The 16,737-nt window shown below is 69.0% G+C and carries 15 protein-coding genes; 2 read left to right on the top strand and 13 right to left on the bottom strand.

Annotated features, from left to right (window positions below; translation table 11 throughout):
* From ACGFH6_RS32535 to ACGFH6_RS32525, 3 genes are all read right to left on the bottom strand, one after another.
* Positions 1-1,398, bottom strand: coding sequence for an ATP-binding protein (locus ACGFH6_RS32535; RefSeq protein ID WP_393391533.1), 1,398 nt, complete (start codon positions 1,396-1,398; stop codon positions 1-3).
* A 62-nt stretch (positions 1,399-1,460) separates the two neighbouring features.
* Positions 1,461-2,738 (bottom strand): serine hydrolase domain-containing protein, encoded by a 1,278-nt coding sequence (locus ACGFH6_RS32530; protein WP_393391532.1) that lies wholly within the window; start codon positions 2,736-2,738, stop codon positions 1,461-1,463.
* Positions 2,739-2,747: 9 nt separating this feature from the next.
* Complete coding sequence (locus ACGFH6_RS32525; protein WP_393391530.1) at positions 2,748-3,464, bottom strand: Clp protease N-terminal domain-containing protein; 717 nt, start codon at positions 3,462-3,464, stop codon at positions 2,748-2,750.
* Between the two features lie 168 nt (positions 3,465-3,632).
* Here ACGFH6_RS32525 and mug point away from each other — a divergent pair, with 168 nt between their 5' ends.
* Positions 3,633-4,133 carry a G/U mismatch-specific DNA glycosylase gene (gene mug / locus ACGFH6_RS32520; protein WP_393391528.1) on the top strand — a complete coding sequence of 167 codons (501 nt, stop codon included), beginning with the start codon at positions 3,633-3,635 and terminating at the stop codon, positions 4,131-4,133.
* A gap of 73 nt (positions 4,134-4,206) precedes the next feature.
* Positions 4,207-7,530 carry a hypothetical protein gene (locus ACGFH6_RS32515; RefSeq protein WP_393391527.1) on the top strand — a complete coding sequence of 1,108 codons (3,324 nt, stop codon included), beginning with the start codon at positions 4,207-4,209 and terminating at the stop codon, positions 7,528-7,530.
* An 8-nt stretch (positions 7,531-7,538) separates the two neighbouring features.
* Here ACGFH6_RS32515 and ligD read toward each other — a convergent pair whose 3' ends face one another.
* From ligD to ACGFH6_RS32465, 10 genes are all read right to left on the bottom strand, one after another.
* A complete protein-coding gene (gene ligD, locus ACGFH6_RS32510; protein ID WP_393391525.1) occupies positions 7,539-8,513 on the bottom strand; it encodes a non-homologous end-joining DNA ligase in 975 nt (324 codons plus the stop codon).
* On the bottom strand, positions 8,494-9,636 hold the full coding sequence (locus tag ACGFH6_RS32505) for an aminotransferase class V-fold PLP-dependent enzyme (RefSeq protein ID WP_393391523.1): 1,143 nt from the start codon (positions 9,634-9,636) through the stop codon (positions 8,494-8,496). Before ACGFH6_RS32505 ends, ligD begins: the two co-directional genes overlap by 20 nt.
* Positions 9,633-9,971, bottom strand: coding sequence for a hypothetical protein (locus tag ACGFH6_RS32500; protein ID WP_393391521.1), 339 nt, complete (start codon positions 9,969-9,971; stop codon positions 9,633-9,635). Before ACGFH6_RS32500 ends, ACGFH6_RS32505 begins: the two co-directional genes overlap by 4 nt.
* Entirely contained in the window at positions 9,968-10,480 is a 513-nt protein-coding gene (locus tag ACGFH6_RS32495) for an acetylxylan esterase (protein ID WP_393391519.1), read from the bottom strand. Before ACGFH6_RS32495 ends, ACGFH6_RS32500 begins: the two co-directional genes overlap by 4 nt.
* Positions 10,481-10,483: 3 nt before the next feature.
* The gene (locus tag ACGFH6_RS32490) at positions 10,484-11,410 is read right to left on the bottom strand and encodes an acetylxylan esterase (protein WP_393391517.1); all 927 of its coding nucleotides are present in this window, start codon (positions 11,408-11,410) and stop codon (positions 10,484-10,486) included.
* A gap of 655 nt (positions 11,411-12,065) precedes the next feature.
* Positions 12,066-12,449 (bottom strand): PPOX class F420-dependent oxidoreductase, encoded by a 384-nt coding sequence (locus ACGFH6_RS32485; RefSeq protein WP_393391516.1) that lies wholly within the window; start codon positions 12,447-12,449, stop codon positions 12,066-12,068.
* Between the two features lie 11 nt (positions 12,450-12,460).
* A complete protein-coding gene (locus tag ACGFH6_RS32480) occupies positions 12,461-13,381 on the bottom strand; it encodes an NAD-dependent epimerase/dehydratase family protein (RefSeq protein ID WP_393391515.1) in 921 nt (306 codons plus the stop codon).
* Positions 13,378-13,974, bottom strand: coding sequence for a dihydrofolate reductase family protein (locus ACGFH6_RS32475; protein WP_393391513.1), 597 nt, complete (start codon positions 13,972-13,974; stop codon positions 13,378-13,380). Before ACGFH6_RS32475 ends, ACGFH6_RS32480 begins: the two co-directional genes overlap by 4 nt.
* Before the next feature lie 18 nt (positions 13,975-13,992).
* Positions 13,993-15,291 (bottom strand): FAD-binding oxidoreductase, encoded by a 1,299-nt coding sequence (locus tag ACGFH6_RS32470; RefSeq protein ID WP_393391511.1) that lies wholly within the window; start codon positions 15,289-15,291, stop codon positions 13,993-13,995.
* A 55-nt stretch (positions 15,292-15,346) separates the two neighbouring features.
* Positions 15,347-16,210, bottom strand: coding sequence for a helix-turn-helix domain-containing protein (locus ACGFH6_RS32465; protein ID WP_393391509.1), 864 nt, complete (start codon positions 16,208-16,210; stop codon positions 15,347-15,349).
* Positions 16,211-16,737: the final 527 nt, after the last annotated feature.

The following is a 16,737-nucleotide window of genomic DNA, read 5'->3' as shown; positions in this document are numbered from 1 at the left end:
TCAGATCCCGTAGATCGTCGTGTCGTTGTCGGCGTCCTTGGCCAGTCGTTTCGACAGGTACAACGCCTCCAGGGCGAGCTCGACCGCGGCGGCGATGCGGCCGGGCGACTCGTCCGGCTCGACGCCGGCGCGCGCCGCGACGTCGTGCAGAACCGGCAGCTCCGGCAGCGCGGCCAGCACGTCGCGGCCGGGCACCCGCTCACCCGTGGTCACAAGGTTGCCATCGGCAACAGCGTGGGCCAGCGGGCTGAGGTCGAGACCGGCGAAGCGCTCCCGTGCGGTGTCGGCGACCGAGCGACGCAGCAGGTACTCGAGCAGCTCGATCTCGCGCCCTTCCTCGCCGGGTTCGAACTCGAGCTTGCCGCGCAGTACGGCGGGCACGGCCTCCAGGTCGACCGGCCGCGCGACGGCCGGCTCCTCGCCGGTGATCGCGCTGCGCCGGAGCGCGGCGGCGGCGATCGTCTCGGCCGCGGCGACCGCGAACCGGGCCGACACACCCGACCGCTGGTCGATCGACGTCGACTCGCGCAGGTGCCGGACGAACCGGGCCAGCACCTCGAGCAGCGGCTCGCCGACCTCGGCGGTGAACTCGGCCTCCTGCCGGATCACGTCCACCTCGGCGTCGATGTCGAGCGGGTAGTGGGTCCGGACCTCGGCGCCGAACCGGTCCTTCAGCGGCGTGATGATGCGGCCGCGGTTGGTGTAGTCCTCCGGGTTGGCCGTTGCCACCAGCAACACGTCGAGCGGCAGCCGCAGCGTGTACCCGCGGACCTGGATGTCGCGCTCCTCCATCACGTTGAGCAGCGCGACCTGGATCCGCTCGGCCAGGTCCGGTAGCTCGTTGATCGCCACGATGCCGCGGTGCGCCCGGGGCACCAGACCGAAGTGGATGGTTTCCGGGTCACCCAGACTGCGGCCCTCGGCAACCTTCACCGGGTCCACGTCACCGATCAGGTCGCCCACCGAGGTATCCGGTGTCGCGAGCTTCTCGGCGTACCTCTCGCTGCGATGGATCCAGGTGACGGGCAGTTCGTCGCCGAGCTCCGCGGCGCGGCGGCGCGATGCCGGCGTGATCGGGTCGAGCGGGTGCTCGGGCAGTTCGGCGCCCTCGATCACCGGGGTCCATTCGTCCAGCAGACCGACCAGGGTGCGCAGCAGCCGGGTCTTGCCCTGGCCGCGCTCACCGAGCAGGACCACGTCGTGCCCCGCGAGCAGGGCGCGTTCGAGTTGCGGAATCACCGTCCGGGTGAACCCGACGATGCCGGGCCACGGATCACGCCCGGCCCGGAGTTCTGTCAGCAGGTTGTCACGAATCTCGGCCTTGATCGACCGTGGGAGATACCCGGCGGCCCGGAGGTCACCGGCCTTACGAGGAAGTTCAGCAGGTGCACTAGTCACAGGTGAGACGTTAGCTCGCTCACCCCAAATCGCACCCCGAATATCTCAGCAGGCGGTTCCGCTCAACGCTTGGGCGTGACCCGGCCGGAGGTGAAGACGTGACTCGGCGTGAACGTGACCGGGACCCACGGATGCTCCGGCGCCTCGCGGGTGACGAAGTGATCGCCGTCCACGGGCTCGGTCGGGCGCAGCTCGTACTCCTGCACAGGCTGCTCGGCGAACGACAGCCGGTCACCGGTGGCCTGATACGCCATCACCAGCGCGTCGTCGCGCCGTATGACGTCCAGCCGGACGCTGGCCCGCTCGTAGCGGCCGACATGGCGGTCGTCGACCGAGGCGTCGGCCGGCTGCGGTGAGGCCGGGTGGCCGACCCCGGTGAAGTGCGTGAAGACCTCCGTGGCCAGCGGCTCGAACAGGGTCGTGCCATTGCCGGAGTTGGTCAGCAGGCACATGATCAGCCGCGCCTCAGGGTCGATCCGGAGGAACGCCAGCTGGGAGATCGTCGTACCGTCGTGGCCGAACAGGCCGCGGCCTTGCCAGTCGTAGATCCGCCAGGCCAGGCCGAGGTTGCTGAAGCCGCCGATGCCACCGGCGTACGGGACCTGCGGCTCCTGCATCGACCGGTAGCGGTCGTCGGTCAGGTGCATCCGGGCGAACTCGAGCAGGTCGCCGGCGGACGCGGTGACCCCTCCGGCCGGACCGATGCTCCGCGGCAACTGCCACGTCTTGACCGGCGAGCCGTCGGTGCCCAGGTGACCCAGGGCGGCGCGGTGCAGGATCGCCTCCTCCGGCAGCGTGACCGTCCTGGTCAGCCCGAGCGGCTCGACCAGCCGCTTGCGCAGCGACTCGTCCCAGCTGCCTGCGTCGAGCACCTCGATCAGCCTGCCGAGCAGCACGAACCCGGCGTTGCAGTACGAGTACGCCGTACCTGGCTCGAACAACTGCTCGACGTCGGCGAGGAGAGCGACGTACCGCTCGAGGCACTCGTCGCCGCGGCCGGTGTCGGTGAACACGTCGCCGTCGATGCCGCTGGTGTGAGTGAGCAGGTGACGGACGGTGATCCGCGGGTCGATCGATGCCTCCGGCAACAACTTCACCACGGCGTCGTCCAGGTCCAGCCGCCCATCCGCGGCCAGCTGGACGATCATCGTCGCGGTCCACGGCTTGCTGACCGACCCGAGCTGGAAGACCGAGTCCTCCGTCGTTTCCACCCCTGTCGACGCGTTCAGCACGCCGTACGGCGCGATCGTCGTCTCACCGTCGTGCCAGATCCCGAGCACCGCCCCCGGAACCTTCGCCGTCACCGCCAGTTCACTCAACCGCGCAGACCAGTCAGGCATGCGCCCAACCTACTTCGTCGCCTCCTCCAGCAGCGCACGGAGGGCAGTCCAGGCAGCGGTCTCGTCGAAGTTCTCCGCCAGCAGGATCTTCGTCGCCAGGCCGGCCGAGTCCCGGTAGAACGCCAGCAGCAGGTGCTCGGTGCCGATGTAGTTGTGCCCCAGCGTCAGCGCCTCCCCGACCGCGCCTTGCAGTACGTGCGCGGTCCGCCGGGTGAACGGCGGTCGCTCGGCGTCGAGCGTCTTCGGCGGGTCGGTCGGCTCCTCCGCCGGATTCACCTCGTCGACGGCGGCGCGGACCCGTTCTTGTGTGATGCCGTGGTGCAGCAGGGCCTTCGTACCGAGCGACTCGGGTTCGGCGTAGAACGCGAGCAGCAGGTGCTCGGTGCCGATGTAGTCGTGGTTGTCGCCGCGGGCCACGTCCGCCGCGGCCTTCACCACAGCCATCGCGCGCTTCGTGTACCGGTTGAAGGCGGGCTTGCTGGTCCACGAGTCGGCGAAGCGCTTGTGCGCGGCCTGCTTACTCACGCCGAGCACCGCGCTGATCTCGACCCAGGATTTGCCGGCGCCGCGGGCGCGGTCCACGAAGAAGCCGAGGGCGGCGTCGCCGGTGCTGGTCAGTTCGCTGATCGTCGACGCCGCGGCGGCCAGTTGCTCGAGTTCGTCGTCGCTGCCGGCGTCCGCCTTGATCGTGTTGATGAGTTGCTGCAGGTCAGGTCCAGGAGTCATGCCGTCAACCTTAGGTTGACAATCCGCTCGGGGTCAACCCTGGGTTGACGCGCGTGGATGTACCTAAGGACGGGAGGTGTCGGTCACGGAGCCGCTCCGACGCTGACCTCAGGCGTGAGCGGCCCTGCGGGCGACGACTACCTCCCGTCCTTAGGTACGGTTTGGCGCGTGCAACCTCTGCCGGACGTGATCAGTGACGGGCTGCGGGTGCTGTTCTGCGGGATCAATCCCGGGCTGATGTCGGCGGAGACCGGTCATCACTTCGCCCGGCCGGGGAATCGGTTCTGGCCGGCGCTGCACCTGAGTGGGTTCACGCCGCGCCAGTTGCGGCCGGACGAGCAGGGTGAGCTCCTGACCTACCGCCTCGGGATCACCAACGTCGTCGACCGCCCGTCCGCGCGAGCCGACGAACTGACGCGCGCGGAGTACCTGGCCGGCGGGGAGAACCTGGTGACGAAGGTCCTTCGCGTCCAGCCGGAATGGCTCGCGATCGTCGGCGTCACGGCGTACCGGGACGCTTTCGGCGAGCGGAAGGCTGCCATGGGCAAGCAGGACCGCATGATCGGGGACACCCGCGTCTGGGTCCTGCCGAATCCGAGTGGACTCAACGCGCACTACACCTTGCCGAAGCTCGCCGCCGCCTTCGCGGAACTCGAGCAGGTCAGTTGACAGGCCGCCGTACTGCGGCTCGACGCGACCCTGCCCGACAGACCTGACACCCGGGGTAGGCAGGATTGGGCCCATGCGTGCGAGCGAGCTGATCCAGTCCGTCGACAAGCTTCCGTACGACGCGCGGCAGCGGGCGGCCGCACTAGCGGGCCGTGGGCTGAATGGGTCCGCGCTCCTTGACGAGCTGGCGCGCGGTACGTCCTACGAGCGGACGCTCGGGCTGACCGTGGCGCAGGCGGCCGGGAACGTCGCTTACGTGACGGCGTTGCTCCGGGACTCAGATCCCTCGGTGCAGGCGCGGGCGCTCGCCGCGGTTGCCGGCGGCGTCCCGGTGTCTGATGACGATCTGCGGATCCTGTACGACGACGCACCCGCCGTACTGCGGACCAAGCTGCTGCACGTGATCCGCAAGACCGGACGGTCGCATCTGGCTGCGCGGCTGGTCGACGACCACCGGGAGCGGTGGGGCGATCGGGCCGCAGCGGGTCTGCTGAACAGCACCGACGATGCGACCGTCGAGCGGTTGCTCCCGGAGCTGGCGTACTGCCTCGGTAGTGGTGAGTGGCAACGACTTGGCTCGCGGCATCCGAAGGTTGTGCTGGCCTACGCGAGTAGCACGCTGCCGTCCGGTCCGGACAAGACCGAGTGGTGGCAGGGCCCGGCGTACGGCGTCGTCGGCGCGCTCGACCACGATGCGGCGCAGGTCGCGTCCCTGCTCGTCACGGCGCTCCCGGCGGACCAGTTGCCGACGGCAATCGTCTCGATCCTGGGCCGGTTGATCGACGCCGATCCCGCCGGTGTGCTGGCGATTCTGCTCGCTCCCGAACGTGCTCGCTCGTTGCACATCGCCCTGAGCCCGGCGGTCCGGCGCCGGTTGCACCGGTACTCCGACGACGACCTGATCGCCCTCGGCCGACTGCTCTGGCCGGATCTGACCCAACTGCTCGAGGATCTGCCGCCGTCGCGCCGGGCAACGATCTTCACCGCGGTCACGGGCACCGTGGAGCTGGGGCAGAGCGTGCTCTCCGCCGACCTGCTCGCCGTAGTCCCCCGCGAGCTCAGGTACGAGCAGGCGCGGCGGATGCTGGCGCTCGCGCCGATCGCCGAGGACACGCGCGAGCGGTGGCGGATCACCGCCTTCCTCCCCTACGACGAGGCGTTCGCACTGCTGTCGCCGGAGGTCAGCCGGCCGGATGCTGACGATCGGCATTGGGTCTATCGCGCGGTGATCGCTGCGGCCGGGCACTCTCGGCAGCCTGAGCAGGTCGCGAGCGCGATCTCCTGGGCGACTCGGGTGCGTAACGACCGCGACACCGTTCGCCAGGGCGTGCTGCTTGCTGTCAACGAGCTCTCGCCGTCGACGTACACCGACGCTGCGGTGACTGCGCTGGACACCCTGCTGACCGCCGTACTGGAGGCTCGCGACAGCTCCTGGTACACCCAGTCGACGCTCGGCCACATCGCGGAGACCGCCGTACGGGAAGGTGCGCTGCGGCAACAGGAACGGTTGCTCGACTGGGGATTGCAGGCGCATGCGCGGATCACCGAGAACCAGGGCAGCCTGCAGCTCTACGGAATCGTCGATGGTCTGCCGCGTGGGCGTGAGACGGCGGTGTACGACGTACTCCGCCGGTATGTCGACGACAGTGTGGCGCGACGCGAGTTCACGCTGACCTTCGCGATCGCGCGCGCGTTCGAGAAGCGCGGGTGGTCGAACGAGCATCTGCACAACGCGCTGGAGCAAGCGCTCTGGTCGAACCAGGAGAACACCGTCGGTCAGGCGGCCGAGCTGTGGCTGGAACCTCCCGCGACCAGGGCCGAACGGATCGGTCGCGTCATCGGGCGAGACGCCGGTATGGCGCGATGGGACGCGGTCTGGCGTGCTGTCACCGAATCGCGGACCGATCTGCTGGATGTGGTCCTCTCTCAGCCCGCGCGCATCCGGCGATTCGATCGCAACCATCCGGCGTGGCAGGTCTCCAGCACCGCGCTCCGCCGCTGGCTCCCCCGCCAGCAGGCCAGGTACGCCGAACTCGTCGCCGAGGCAGCCGGGGACGCGCGGATGCCGGACTGGGCTCGGGCGAATGCGGTGTCGATGCTTGGACACGTGCCTGGGGTCGGACGTACTGCGCTCGAACCGTTCCTGCGGCACGAGTTGGTGTTGTTGCAGGAGGCTGCGCTGGGTGCGTTGGCGTGGACGGACTCACCGCAGCAGGCGTTGCCGGTGTTGCTGTCTCATGCTGGTGACGATCGGGCACGGGTCGCGATCTATGCGGCGTCCAGGGCGGCCCGGTTCGTCCGGCCGAGTGTGTTGCCGGGGTTGCTCCATCCGGTGCTGGTCGCTGAGGGCGTGAAGGTGACGTCGCGGAAGGAGGCCGCCCGGCTGCTCGGCGAACTCCGTGCTCCGGGTGCGAGCGCCGTACTGACTGATGCTTGGGCTTCGGCGCATCGGGATGTGAAGGCGGCGATCACCAGTGCGGCGTCGCAGTACCTGTTGCACGAACCTGCTAGCTGGGCGCTGCTGCAGCAGGCGGTGCACGACAGTGCGGCGACGGCGATCGTGTTGACGCAGCGGTCGGCTTTCGGACTGGCGGCGAAGTACCGGTCGCGGTATGCCGACCTCTTGGTCGCGGTCACGAACCGGCCGGAGCCTGAGGTCGTGCGGGCCGCTTTGTTGGCGCTGCCGCGGTGGGCTCGGTGGAATCGGTCGGCGGCGCCGGTGTGTGCGGGGTTCATCACCGACCTGGCGGCTCGCAATCGGACGTGGAGTGACGCGACGACGGCGCTCGTGGCGATCGTTGCCACGGACCTGCAGCTGGGACTCGAGGATCTGATCTCCGCCGTACGGCTGCTGGTCCGGCTGGAGAACGATCCCAACCTGCCGAACGCCACTCCCGACCGGGACCACCCGGCCCGCCAGCGCCTCACCACCCTCGTCCATCGGGTGGCCGCAGCCTTCAGCGCCAAACCGTTCGAGCGCCGCCGAGTCCTCAAGACCATCGCCGGCGAACTCGAGTCCCCGGACCTCCTGGCCCTCCGCCTGCACCTCCTGACCTACGCAGTCGACTGGTCGAACCTCTCAGCCGAACTCCCTGAACTGCGCAGCAGACTTGGCGACCGCCCGTTGACCGCTTTCTCGGCAGCCAACCTGCTCCGCTCCCGGCTGACGGCAAGCGAAGCCAACTGGTCCCCCGAGTCCCTGGCGGATCCGGCGACACAGCTCGTCCACGACCCGGACCTGGCTGCCGGCCTCCTCGCCTGGTCCCTGATCTCCGCCGCCGGCCCGCGCTCGGGCTGGTCCTCCACCTGGCGCACCCTACTCATTGCCCTGCGCAACCACCCGTCCACCGACGTACGTCAGCTCGCGCTCGAGCTCACGACGGCGAGCGAGGATTAGGGCGCGCCCTAGTCCTCCTTCTCGGCCTTCTCCTTGGCCCGTTTGCGGCGCTTGCCTTCGTGCATGGCGATGACGCGGGCGATGGGGATGGCTCGGCCTTCCTCGAGGAGGTCTTCGGGGAGGGATTGGGGAGCTGGGAGTTGATCGGCCCAGCGGTCGGCGTCGCCCAGTTGACCGACGGCGGTGCGGACGGTGAAGTCGCGCGGAGTGACCCGGTCCAGGTCGTCCCAACCGACCGGGAACGACACCGGCGTACCGGGCCGGACCCGCGGACTGTACGCCGCGACCACCGTCGCCCCACCGGATCGCGTCGAGTCGACGAACACCTTCCCGCCCCGGTCCTCCTTGATGTACGCCGTGGTCGCGACGTCCGGGTCGATCCGCTCGGCCCGCGCCGCGATCGCCCGGGTCGCGGCAGCCGCATCCTCGATCGACACCGACTCGTCGATCGGCACGAACACGTGGACACCCTTCGCACCGCTCGTCTTGACAGCACCAGACAGCCCGGCATCGGCCAAGGCCTGCCGCACCAGGAACGCCGCCTGCACCGCCTTCGCGAACGTCTCGTCTCCCTCCGGCGGGTCGAGGTCGAGCACAAGATGCGTGATGCGGTCCCAACGATCCGCGCGCATCAGCGTCGGGTGGTACTCGACCGCGCGCTGGTTCGCGAACCACAGCAGCGTCCGCCGGTCATCGCACAGTGCATACGACACCTCGCGCTTGGACGCCTCCGCCCACACCGGCACCGTCTTGACCCAGTCGGGTGTGTACTTAGGCACGTTCTTCTGCATGAACTTCGGCTGCCCCGGCCGGATCCGGATCACCGACAACGGCCGCTCCCGCAACTCGAGCAGGATCCGCTCGTGCACCGCATCCAGATAGTCGACCAGATCCCGCTTGGTCGCGTCAGCCCCGTCGAACAAGGGCTGATCCAAGTTGGTCAGGTCGACCCCGTCCCGCGTCTCATCCGGCTTGCTCGCCATTCCCAGAGCTTAGAAGGCCGACGAGGGCTTCGAGAACCTTTTCCTCCTCGCCGGGTTCCACCGTCTGCGGGTTGAGTGCGATCGCGTCGTCCGGCAGGCGATAGGTGCCGACGGCGATCCGCGGGTCGCCGTCCCACAACGCCGCGACCAGGTCGTCCCGGGTCCAGCCGGAGGTTGTCGACAATCGCACAACCGCTCGGCTGTGTGGCTGACCCGCCTCGCTCGGGTAGCCGCGAGTGACGGTCACTCCCGGCATTCCCTGCAATCCGCGGATCCAGTTGTCGACAATCCGTTCGTAGCCGGCGAGCATCGCCGCCTCATCCTGCTCAAGCGTCCACTCGACCGCCGCGAGCAGACCGAGCAGTTCCTCCTTCCCGACCTTCATGCCGCGCCCGATGTCCTGGTTCGGCGATGCATGCAGCCGGCAACGGTCCACGATCCACCGGCGGCCCAGCACCAGGCCGCTGGCCTGCGGACCGCGTAGCCCCTTCCCACCGCTGAGGATCAGTGCGTCCGCCCCCACCTCGCGAGTGAATCGCCACAGTGTCGAGACCGGTGGGATCTGTGCAGCCGCATCAACGATCACCGGCACGCCGGCCTCCGCGGCGACGCGGACCACGTCCTCGACGGCAAGCGCGCCGGCTGCGAAGTGAGTCCCGGCGAACCACAGGACACAGGCCGGCCCGCGAGCTAGGGCTGCTCGCAACTCGTCGATCGACGGACCGATCTCGATGATCCGAGCCCCGGTCAGCTGGATGCCGTAGTCGTAGCCGTTCCGCTGCGAAGCGAACATCACCACCTCGGTGTCGACCGGGAACACCTGCGACTGATCGGTGATGCAGGCGGCAACGGTCAGCGTGATCGCCGCCGCCGCACCGCAGGTCACGTACGCCGCCTCGTTGTGCGTCAGCGCGGCCAGCCGGTCGCCCACGCGAGTGTGCAGCTCGTCCAGATCGACGAAGTGAGCGGCCGCGTCGTTCATCGCTTTCAGAACCGGGGCCGGCATCAAGGAGCCACCGAGCATCGTCAGCGTGGCGGACGCGTTGATCACCGGCCGCACCCCGAGCTCGCCGAGTGTCGTGAACGCACGGACCGGCGGATCTACCTCGAGCGGATCACTCATCCGACCACGAACCTTGACATCGACCTGACCCCGGACAGCTCGGCCAACCACGCGTCGAGGAAGTCGTTGTCCGTCCCATCGAGGTGCGTCAGCTTGTAGACACCCGCGGCAGGCAGAGCGTTGATCAGCGATGCACACCAGTCCGGATCGTCTGCCGCGACCAGGCTCGTGGCGGTCACCGCTGGCGCGTGCCGGGTCGGATCGAAGTAGGAGAGGGTGTTGTCGACAATCTGCACCGACGATCCGGCTCGAAGGTGATCATTGAGCTCCTCGAGCGGATACGAAGTGGACCTCAGCCGCGCCTCCATCGCCCGGTAGAACAGCAGATCGGTCACCGGAGCGCGGTGAAACCGGGCCGTCGCGCGGCCGTCAGCACGGCCAGGTCGTCGCCGGTCACCGCGACCCGTGCCGGATCGACCTCCGACAACCCCAGCAGGAACTCAGCCGCCCGGAGACAGTCCGCCGCGATCCCGCGATAGATGTACGACGCCGGATCGTCGATGCCCATTGTCAACAATCCTGGGTACGCCGCCGAGAATCCTTCGTCGGCCAGTCGCTGACCACGATGCATCAGACCGAACACGACGTACCGGCTCCGGTCGTTGGGGTGCGGTACGTGATTGACGCTGCCGTACCGCGGTGTCTGGAGCAGCGCGGGGAACGGGCCGTCACCGGTGGGGATGCTCAGGTGGCCGAAGACGCGGTACGGGCCTGTGCTCGTCAGCCGGACGGTGTAACTCGTCGCCTCGTCGCTCGCCCGGGCCGGCACCACGTCGAGCACTGGACGGGCGGGTATCGCGGCGAGTTCCTTGTCGACCGCGGCCCAGTAGTTGTCGAAGTCCATCAGTCACCGTCCCGGTTGCAGGTGCTCGGCAAGGAAGTCCTCCACGATCCGCATCACGCCCGGCAGCCCGGCGTGATGCGCGCAGTGCGGGAAGGTGTGTAGCGTCTTCTCGCAGGTCAGCGTCCGATGCAGCGCGAACCCGGTCTCCGGCGGGCAGACATCGTCCTCCAGCCCGAGGTACAGGAGCGTCGGGGCCTGCACCTTCGGCGCGAAGTTGAGACCGTCGTAGTAGGCGACCGACTCCCGCACCCGATCCACGTCCTTGGGGTGCACCCGCAGGTACTCGTTGATCTCCTCGTACGGGTACGACCGGGTCAGCGTCGGCGCGGTCATGATCCCGCACAAGTACGGCGCTCCGGCCGCGACGGCCTTGATCGCGTCGGGTCGCAGCGCCGCCGTACTGATCCCGAGCCCGCCGCCCTGGCTCGATCCCTGCAGCCCGATCCGCGCATTGTCGACTTCCGGACGACCGAGCAGTACGTCGACCGCCCGCACGACGTCGAGGTAGAAGCCGCGATACCCGTAGGTGTTGTGGTCGACGATGTTGTGCGTCAGGAGCCCCGGATAGCCCGGGTTGAACACGTCGTTCGACCGGAGCTTGCCGCGTGGCGCCACCGCGAGGGCGGCGTACCCGAGCTCGGACCATTCCTTCGGGATCGTCGGCTCGGAGATGTAGCCGGGGATCGTCACCAGTGCCGGGCACGGCGCCGGCCGGTCGCGCGGGATGGTGTACCAGCCGGCGATCCGTAGACCGCCGAAGCTGGTGTAGCGCAGATCGTAGACAATCACATTGTCCGTGGAGAGTGCTGGCATCTCGGTGAGCACCGGCTCCAGCGGGTACGACGCACAGTCCGCCAGGCCGGCCGCCCAGAATTCGTCGAAGTCGTCCGGCAGCTCGACCTCGACGGTCGCGTTCGCAGGGTCTCTCAAGAGCATTCCTCTCGACGGGGGTGCTATGCAGAGCGTGCGCGAGGCGCGGGGTCCAGCGTCCACGAGGCGCGGGGTCCAGCGTCCACGAGGCGCGGGGTCCAGCGTCCACGAGGCGCGGGGTCCAGCGTCCACGAGGCGCGGGGTCCAGCGTGCACGAGGCGCGGGGTCCAGCGTGCACGAGGCGCGGGGTCCAGCGAGCGCGAGGCGCGGGGCCCAGCGTGCACGAGGCGCGGGGCCCAGCGAGCGCGAGGCGCGGGGCCCAGCGTGCACGAGGCGCGGGGTCCAGCGAGCGCGAGGCGCGGGGTCCAGCGTGCACGACGTACTGGGTGCTTGGCGCGCTGCGCGCTGGGTGCTGGGTGCTGGGTGCTGGGTGCAGGGTGCTGGGTGCAGGGTGATGGGGTACAGCGTGCGCTGGGTGCTGGGCGCTGGTGATGGGTGATGGGTGATGGGGTACAGCGTGCGCTGGGTGCTGGGCGCTGGTGATGGGTGATGGGGTACAGCGTGCGCTGGGTGCTGGGTGCTCATACGCGCTGGGGTGCTTGCGGGGCGATGCCGTCGGGGGCTGTGAACAGATGCAGCCGGTCCGGGTTTGAATCCGGCAGAAAGAGATTTCAGGGGACGCAGGGTGATGCGCCGGAGCGGAAAGCGGCGGCCCTCACCCGACCCCTACAGCCTGGTGCTCGGGCTCGATGACGGCCACGACGCGCTCCTCACCTCGGGGATAGGGAGCGCCGGCGTACTTCATGGCCAGATTGTCGACAATCTCCCAGGCTTCGTCGCCCTCGATCCATTCGACGACCCGGCCGCGGATGACGACCGGCTCGAAGGGATTGTCGACAGGCGCGATGGACAGCGCCATCCGAGGGTCGCGGCGCAGGTTGCGTGCTTTGCGCATGGTCGGACCGGTGAAGAAGACGATGCGGTCACCGCGAGCGCCGACGTACACGGGAGTGCTGTGCGGCGAACCGTCGGCGCAGATCGTGGCGAGGTGAGCGATCGAGGTGCCGTCGAGGACGCTGCGTACTTTCGGGTCAAGCATGCTGTTCTCCTTCAGCGAGGGTTTTCGGCGCGCCATGCGACGTAGTCGGCGACTGCCTTGGCGACATCGAAGGCCGGCTCGAAGCCGGTGTCGTCGGTGAGCCGGGTGATGTCGAGGTACGGGTTGTCGCCGGGACCGCCCTGCCGTCCCGGCAGGAGGTCGAGCTTCAGGCCGGGAGTGATCGCCTGCAGAGCATCCGCGAAGTCGCGGTTGGTGTACGGCCGGCCGCTGGACACGTTGTAGACGTTGTGCGGCAGGGTTTTCGCGGTCGTCAGGAGTGCGATCGCGCGGCCGGCGTCCGGCGCGTAGCAGCAGTCCCCGCCGTCGTCGGCGTACAGCGGCTCCGGCTCCTCACCCCGGAGTACGGCACTGATGTACGGCGGGATGTAGAAGAACGGTGATTCCGGGTCGACGAGCGGTCCCCAGATGGTCCCGATCCGGAGTACGACGGGCTGGACGCCGCTGCCTTCAAGGCTGTGCATGGCGAGCGGCTCGACGGCCTTCTTGAACGCAATGATCAGGTGCGGCAGCTCAGTGGTGGGCAGGTCGAGTTCCTCGTGCCACCGGGTTTCGGTCCGGCCGATGTACACGCCGAGGCTGCTGGCGACGGCACACCTGCGGACGCCCCAAGCGCGGGCGGCGTCGAGCGCGTTGAGCAGACCGGTCGTGTCCGTGCGGAGGAAGTCCACCGGGTTCTCGCCCGGAACACTGCCCGCGAGGTGGACGATGTCGCTGATGTCGTGGCGGGCGCCGAGGGCGAGGAACGCGTCCCGATCGGTGACGTCGAGGGGTTCGACGATCACCCGGCCGGCGAGGAACGACGGGACCTCGGTACGGCGGTGGGTGGTGACGACGACCTCCTGCCCGAGGTCGAGGAGCGCGCGGGCGGTGTGGGCGCCGATCATGCCGAGCCCGCCGGTGACGAGGATCATCGGACAACCTCGTAGTGCAAGTGGGTCACGCCGGGCGCGGGGATGGCCTCGAGCAGGCGGAGTTCCACGTGGTCCGGGAGTTCCTGGAAGAAGCTGCGCCCGGCGCCGAGCAGGATCGGCACCTGGTGGAGGATCACCTCGTCGACGAGGCCGGCCGCTAGCGCCGACGTCACCGCACCGCCGCCCATGATGGCGACGTCCTTGTCGCCGGCGACCTCGCGTGCCGCGGCGACAGCGTCCTCGATCCCGGTCGTGATCAGGGTCTGACGCGGGTCGCTCATCCCCGGCACCGGACGGTGGCTGACGACGACCAACGGCGCGGTCGGGTGGGGTGCCCCGCCGTTGACCCAGCCGGAGTCGTCGTACGTGTTGCGACCAGCCAGGCTGGCGCCGACGCGGTCGGCACTCTCGTCGAAGAACCGGACACTGGCCTCGCTCAGCTTGAAGCCGTCGAACACCTGGCTCGGCGTGTCCCCGTCGAAGTACCAGTTGAACAGCATGCCCCCGTCGCCGAGCCCACGCCCGGCGCCGGGATCGCGACCGGTGATGTACCCGTCGACCGAAACCGAGTGGGCACTGATGACCTTGCTCATGGCTGTCCTCCGTGGTGATCAGATGGCTTGCGGGAAGTCGAAGAATCGGTGCGGGTCGTACGCGCGCTTGACCTCTGTGAGCCGCCGATAGTTGGCCGCGTGGTACGCCGATGCCCAGTCGTCGAGCGCGCTGTCGGGGAAGTTGGGGTAGACGCGGCCGGACCCGTCGGCGTGCGCGGTCGCCCAGGACTCGTCGACCCAAGGATCGTCCGCGTCGGCGATGTGCTCGAGCAGGAAGCGCGTACTGCGATGAGCGAAGGCCGTCGCGTTGTCGACAATCCTGTTGTAGGCCCCGCCCATCGCGGTAAACGCCAACTCTCGTCGGCCGGTGGTCCTCGAGAACTGGGCCAGGAGGGATGCGATGGTGCCGTCGGCCATCGAGTCGGCGAAGAACTCCGACCTGAACCGGGTGAGGCGTTCGGGCTCATCGAGTGGGTCGCCGAAGGTGCTCTTCAGTCGGCTGTAAGGCAGGCCAGCGGGCAAGTCGACGGTCCCTGCCCGATCGGTGAACTGCTGCAACAGCTCCCTGGTCGTCGTCTCGTCGAGCAGCGAGGCGCCGAAGATCGTCGCCTGGACGGGTACGCCGGGCTCGGACACCAGGGAGAGGTTGACGGTGAGTTCGTCCGGGGCGTTTGGAGCCCAGGCTTGCCAGGCCGAGACCAGTTCCTCGAGAGCCATGTCTGACCAGCGCGCCTCGATGCGGGTGGTCATCGGCTCAGGGACGGTGTCGAATCGCAGTGACGTGACGACACCGAACTGGCCGCCGCCGGCGCCGCGAAGACCCCAGAAAAGGTCTGGTTCGTGGTCAGCGTCGCACTCCACGACGCTGCCGTCCGCGAGCACGACCTGTGCGCCGACGAGGCGATCGCAGGTGAGCCCGTACTTGCGCCCGAGCAGACCGATTCCGCCGCCGAGGGTGAGGCCCGTGATGCCGACGGTCGGACCGCATCCGCCCGGCACGGTCCGGTCGTAGGCGTGCAGGGCGGCGTACACCTGCGCCAGGCGGGCGCCGGCTCCGATCGTCGCGATGCCATCAGATCCCACCACGATGCCGTCGAGGCCGGACAGGTCGAGCACGATCCCGTCCGTCGACGATCGGCCCGCGAAGCAGTGGCCTCCGCCTCGTGGGGCGAGGCGGTCTCCGGTGGTTGCGGCGTACTTGATGACGCTGACGACGTCCGCGACCGAGCGGCACAGAGCGACGAGCTTGGGCCGCGCGTCGCGGTAGGCGGGGTGGAACGGGCGGCGGAGCTCTTCGTAGCCCGCCGAGCCAGGGCTGAACAGCTCGCCGTCGAATGCGTCGGTCCAGTCGGTCATGAGTCAGACGCTATGACCGGCACGCCGGCGGGGTCTTGAACAAATCGCGCACGGGTCAGACTCGGAGCGGCTGCCTCCGGGTAGCGAGGAACGGCTTGTACGACGCGGAGTGGTCGTGGCCGCACATGCACCGGTCGACGGTGCCGCCGAGGGGCTGGCTCGGGTTCAGGCCGAGGAGTTGGCTCGGGGTGAGGCCGGTCAGGCGGAGGCACTCCCGGCTGAGGTGCGCCTGGTCGGCGTACCCCGCGTCGATCGCCAGGCCCGCCGTACCGTCCGCACCACGCCGGCCCGTGGGCGCGGCGCCGGCCTGCGCCAACGCGAGAAACCCCTGGAACCGCAAGGTCCGTTGGAGCACCTTGGGGCCCATCCCCACCGCGTGCAGGCAGCGGCGACGCAGCTGACTCGCGGAGAGCGCCAGATGGTTGGCCAGCGTGTCGATGTTGAGCGGGTGCCACGGCATCAACGCCTGCACCGCCTCGCCCACCAGAGGATCTACGCGCACCGCAGTACGAAACTCCTGCAGGAGGTGGGCTTGCAAGAACATGAGCGCTCGTTCGGGCGTGCCGGCTCGGGCCATCGCGTCGACGAGACGGTCCTCCAAGCTTCCCCAGAGGTCCACCAGGCTGACGCGCTGATCCACGAGATCGTCGAGCACCGTCGGCAAGGGCGGTGCCGTGCCCGGGTGGAACCGCACACCCACGATCGTGGTGTGGGCGGGGATGACCTCGACCTCCGGACCAGTCAGCGGGCCCACCAACTGCGGACGCCCGCCGATCGGAAAGTGAATCTCCACGCCACCGGTAGGCAGATGCCGCTGCACGTACGCCGCGTCGCCGGTCCGCTGGATCCAGACCGTCCGCACCACACCCGCCAGCCCCGCCAACGGCGGCCGCTCGACGTAGGACTCCACAACGCCCATCCTGACACCGAAGCGGCCAACCACGCCCCCGTCAAGAGCTTCGAACAGCGTGCCTACGACCACCCGACCTCGGCGCGCCCGCAGCCGAAGACCGCGCCCTCCCCCGCAAACACAGTTCGTTCGCGCAGCACCTCCGACCGGGGAACGAACGCGCACCGCCCCGCAGGCGCCAATCGCACACTGCGGCCGAAGGCCGTGCCCTCCTCGCCAACACAGCTCGTCCGCGCAGCACCATCGACTGGGAAAGGAACCCACGCCGCGGGCGCCGATCGGACAACCGCGGCCGAAGGCCGTGCCCTTCCACGCCAACACAGTCCGTCCGCGCAGCACCTCCGACCGGGGAAGGAGCGCGCGTCGCACCGGAGGCGCCGATCGGACAGTCGCGGCCGGAGGCCGTGTCCTCCCACGCCAACACAGTCCGCCCGCGCAGCACCTCCGACCGGGGAACGAACGCGCACCGCGCCGCAGACGCCGATCGCACAACCACAGCCGAAGGCCGCCTCCTCAAACACCAACACAGTCCGCCC

This window comes from Kribbella sp. NPDC049227 (genome assembly GCF_043197265.1).
Classification (GTDB): Bacteria; Actinomycetota; Actinomycetes; order Propionibacteriales; family Kribbellaceae; genus Kribbella.
The sequence above is the reverse complement of the archived record's forward strand: the minus strand, read 5'-3'. Positions and strand labels throughout refer to the sequence as shown.

Excerpts from the sequence above, each read along its gene's own strand:
- ACGFH6_RS32530 (WP_393391532.1), bottom strand. The coding sequence starts at position 2,738 with ATGCCTGACTGGTCTGCGCGGTTGAGTGAACTGGCGGTGACGGCGAAG.
- ACGFH6_RS32525 (WP_393391530.1), bottom strand. The coding sequence starts at position 3,464 with ATGACTCCTGGACCTGACCTGCAGCAACTCATCAACACGATCAAGGCG.
- ACGFH6_RS32515 (WP_393391527.1), top strand. The coding sequence starts at position 4,207 with ATGCGTGCGAGCGAGCTGATCCAGTCCGTCGACAAGCTTCCGTACGAC.
- ligD (WP_393391525.1), bottom strand. The coding sequence starts at position 8,513 with ATGGCGAGCAAGCCGGATGAGACGCGGGACGGGGTCGACCTGACCAAC.
- ACGFH6_RS32505 (WP_393391523.1), bottom strand. The coding sequence starts at position 9,636 with ATGAGTGATCCGCTCGAGGTAGATCCGCCGGTCCGTGCGTTCACGACA.
- ACGFH6_RS32495 (WP_393391519.1), bottom strand. The coding sequence starts at position 10,480 with ATGGACTTCGACAACTACTGGGCCGCGGTCGACAAGGAACTCGCCGCG.
- ACGFH6_RS32485 (WP_393391516.1), bottom strand. The coding sequence starts at position 12,449 with ATGCTTGACCCGAAAGTACGCAGCGTCCTCGACGGCACCTCGATCGCT.
- ACGFH6_RS32480 (WP_393391515.1), bottom strand. The coding sequence starts at position 13,381 with ATGATCCTCGTCACCGGCGGGCTCGGCATGATCGGCGCCCACACCGCC.
- ACGFH6_RS32475 (WP_393391513.1), bottom strand. The coding sequence starts at position 13,974 with ATGAGCAAGGTCATCAGTGCCCACTCGGTTTCGGTCGACGGGTACATC.
- ACGFH6_RS32470 (WP_393391511.1), bottom strand. The coding sequence starts at position 15,291 with ATGACCGACTGGACCGACGCATTCGACGGCGAGCTGTTCAGCCCTGGC.
- ACGFH6_RS32465 (WP_393391509.1), bottom strand. The coding sequence starts at position 16,210 with ATGGGCGTTGTGGAGTCCTACGTCGAGCGGCCGCCGTTGGCGGGGCTG.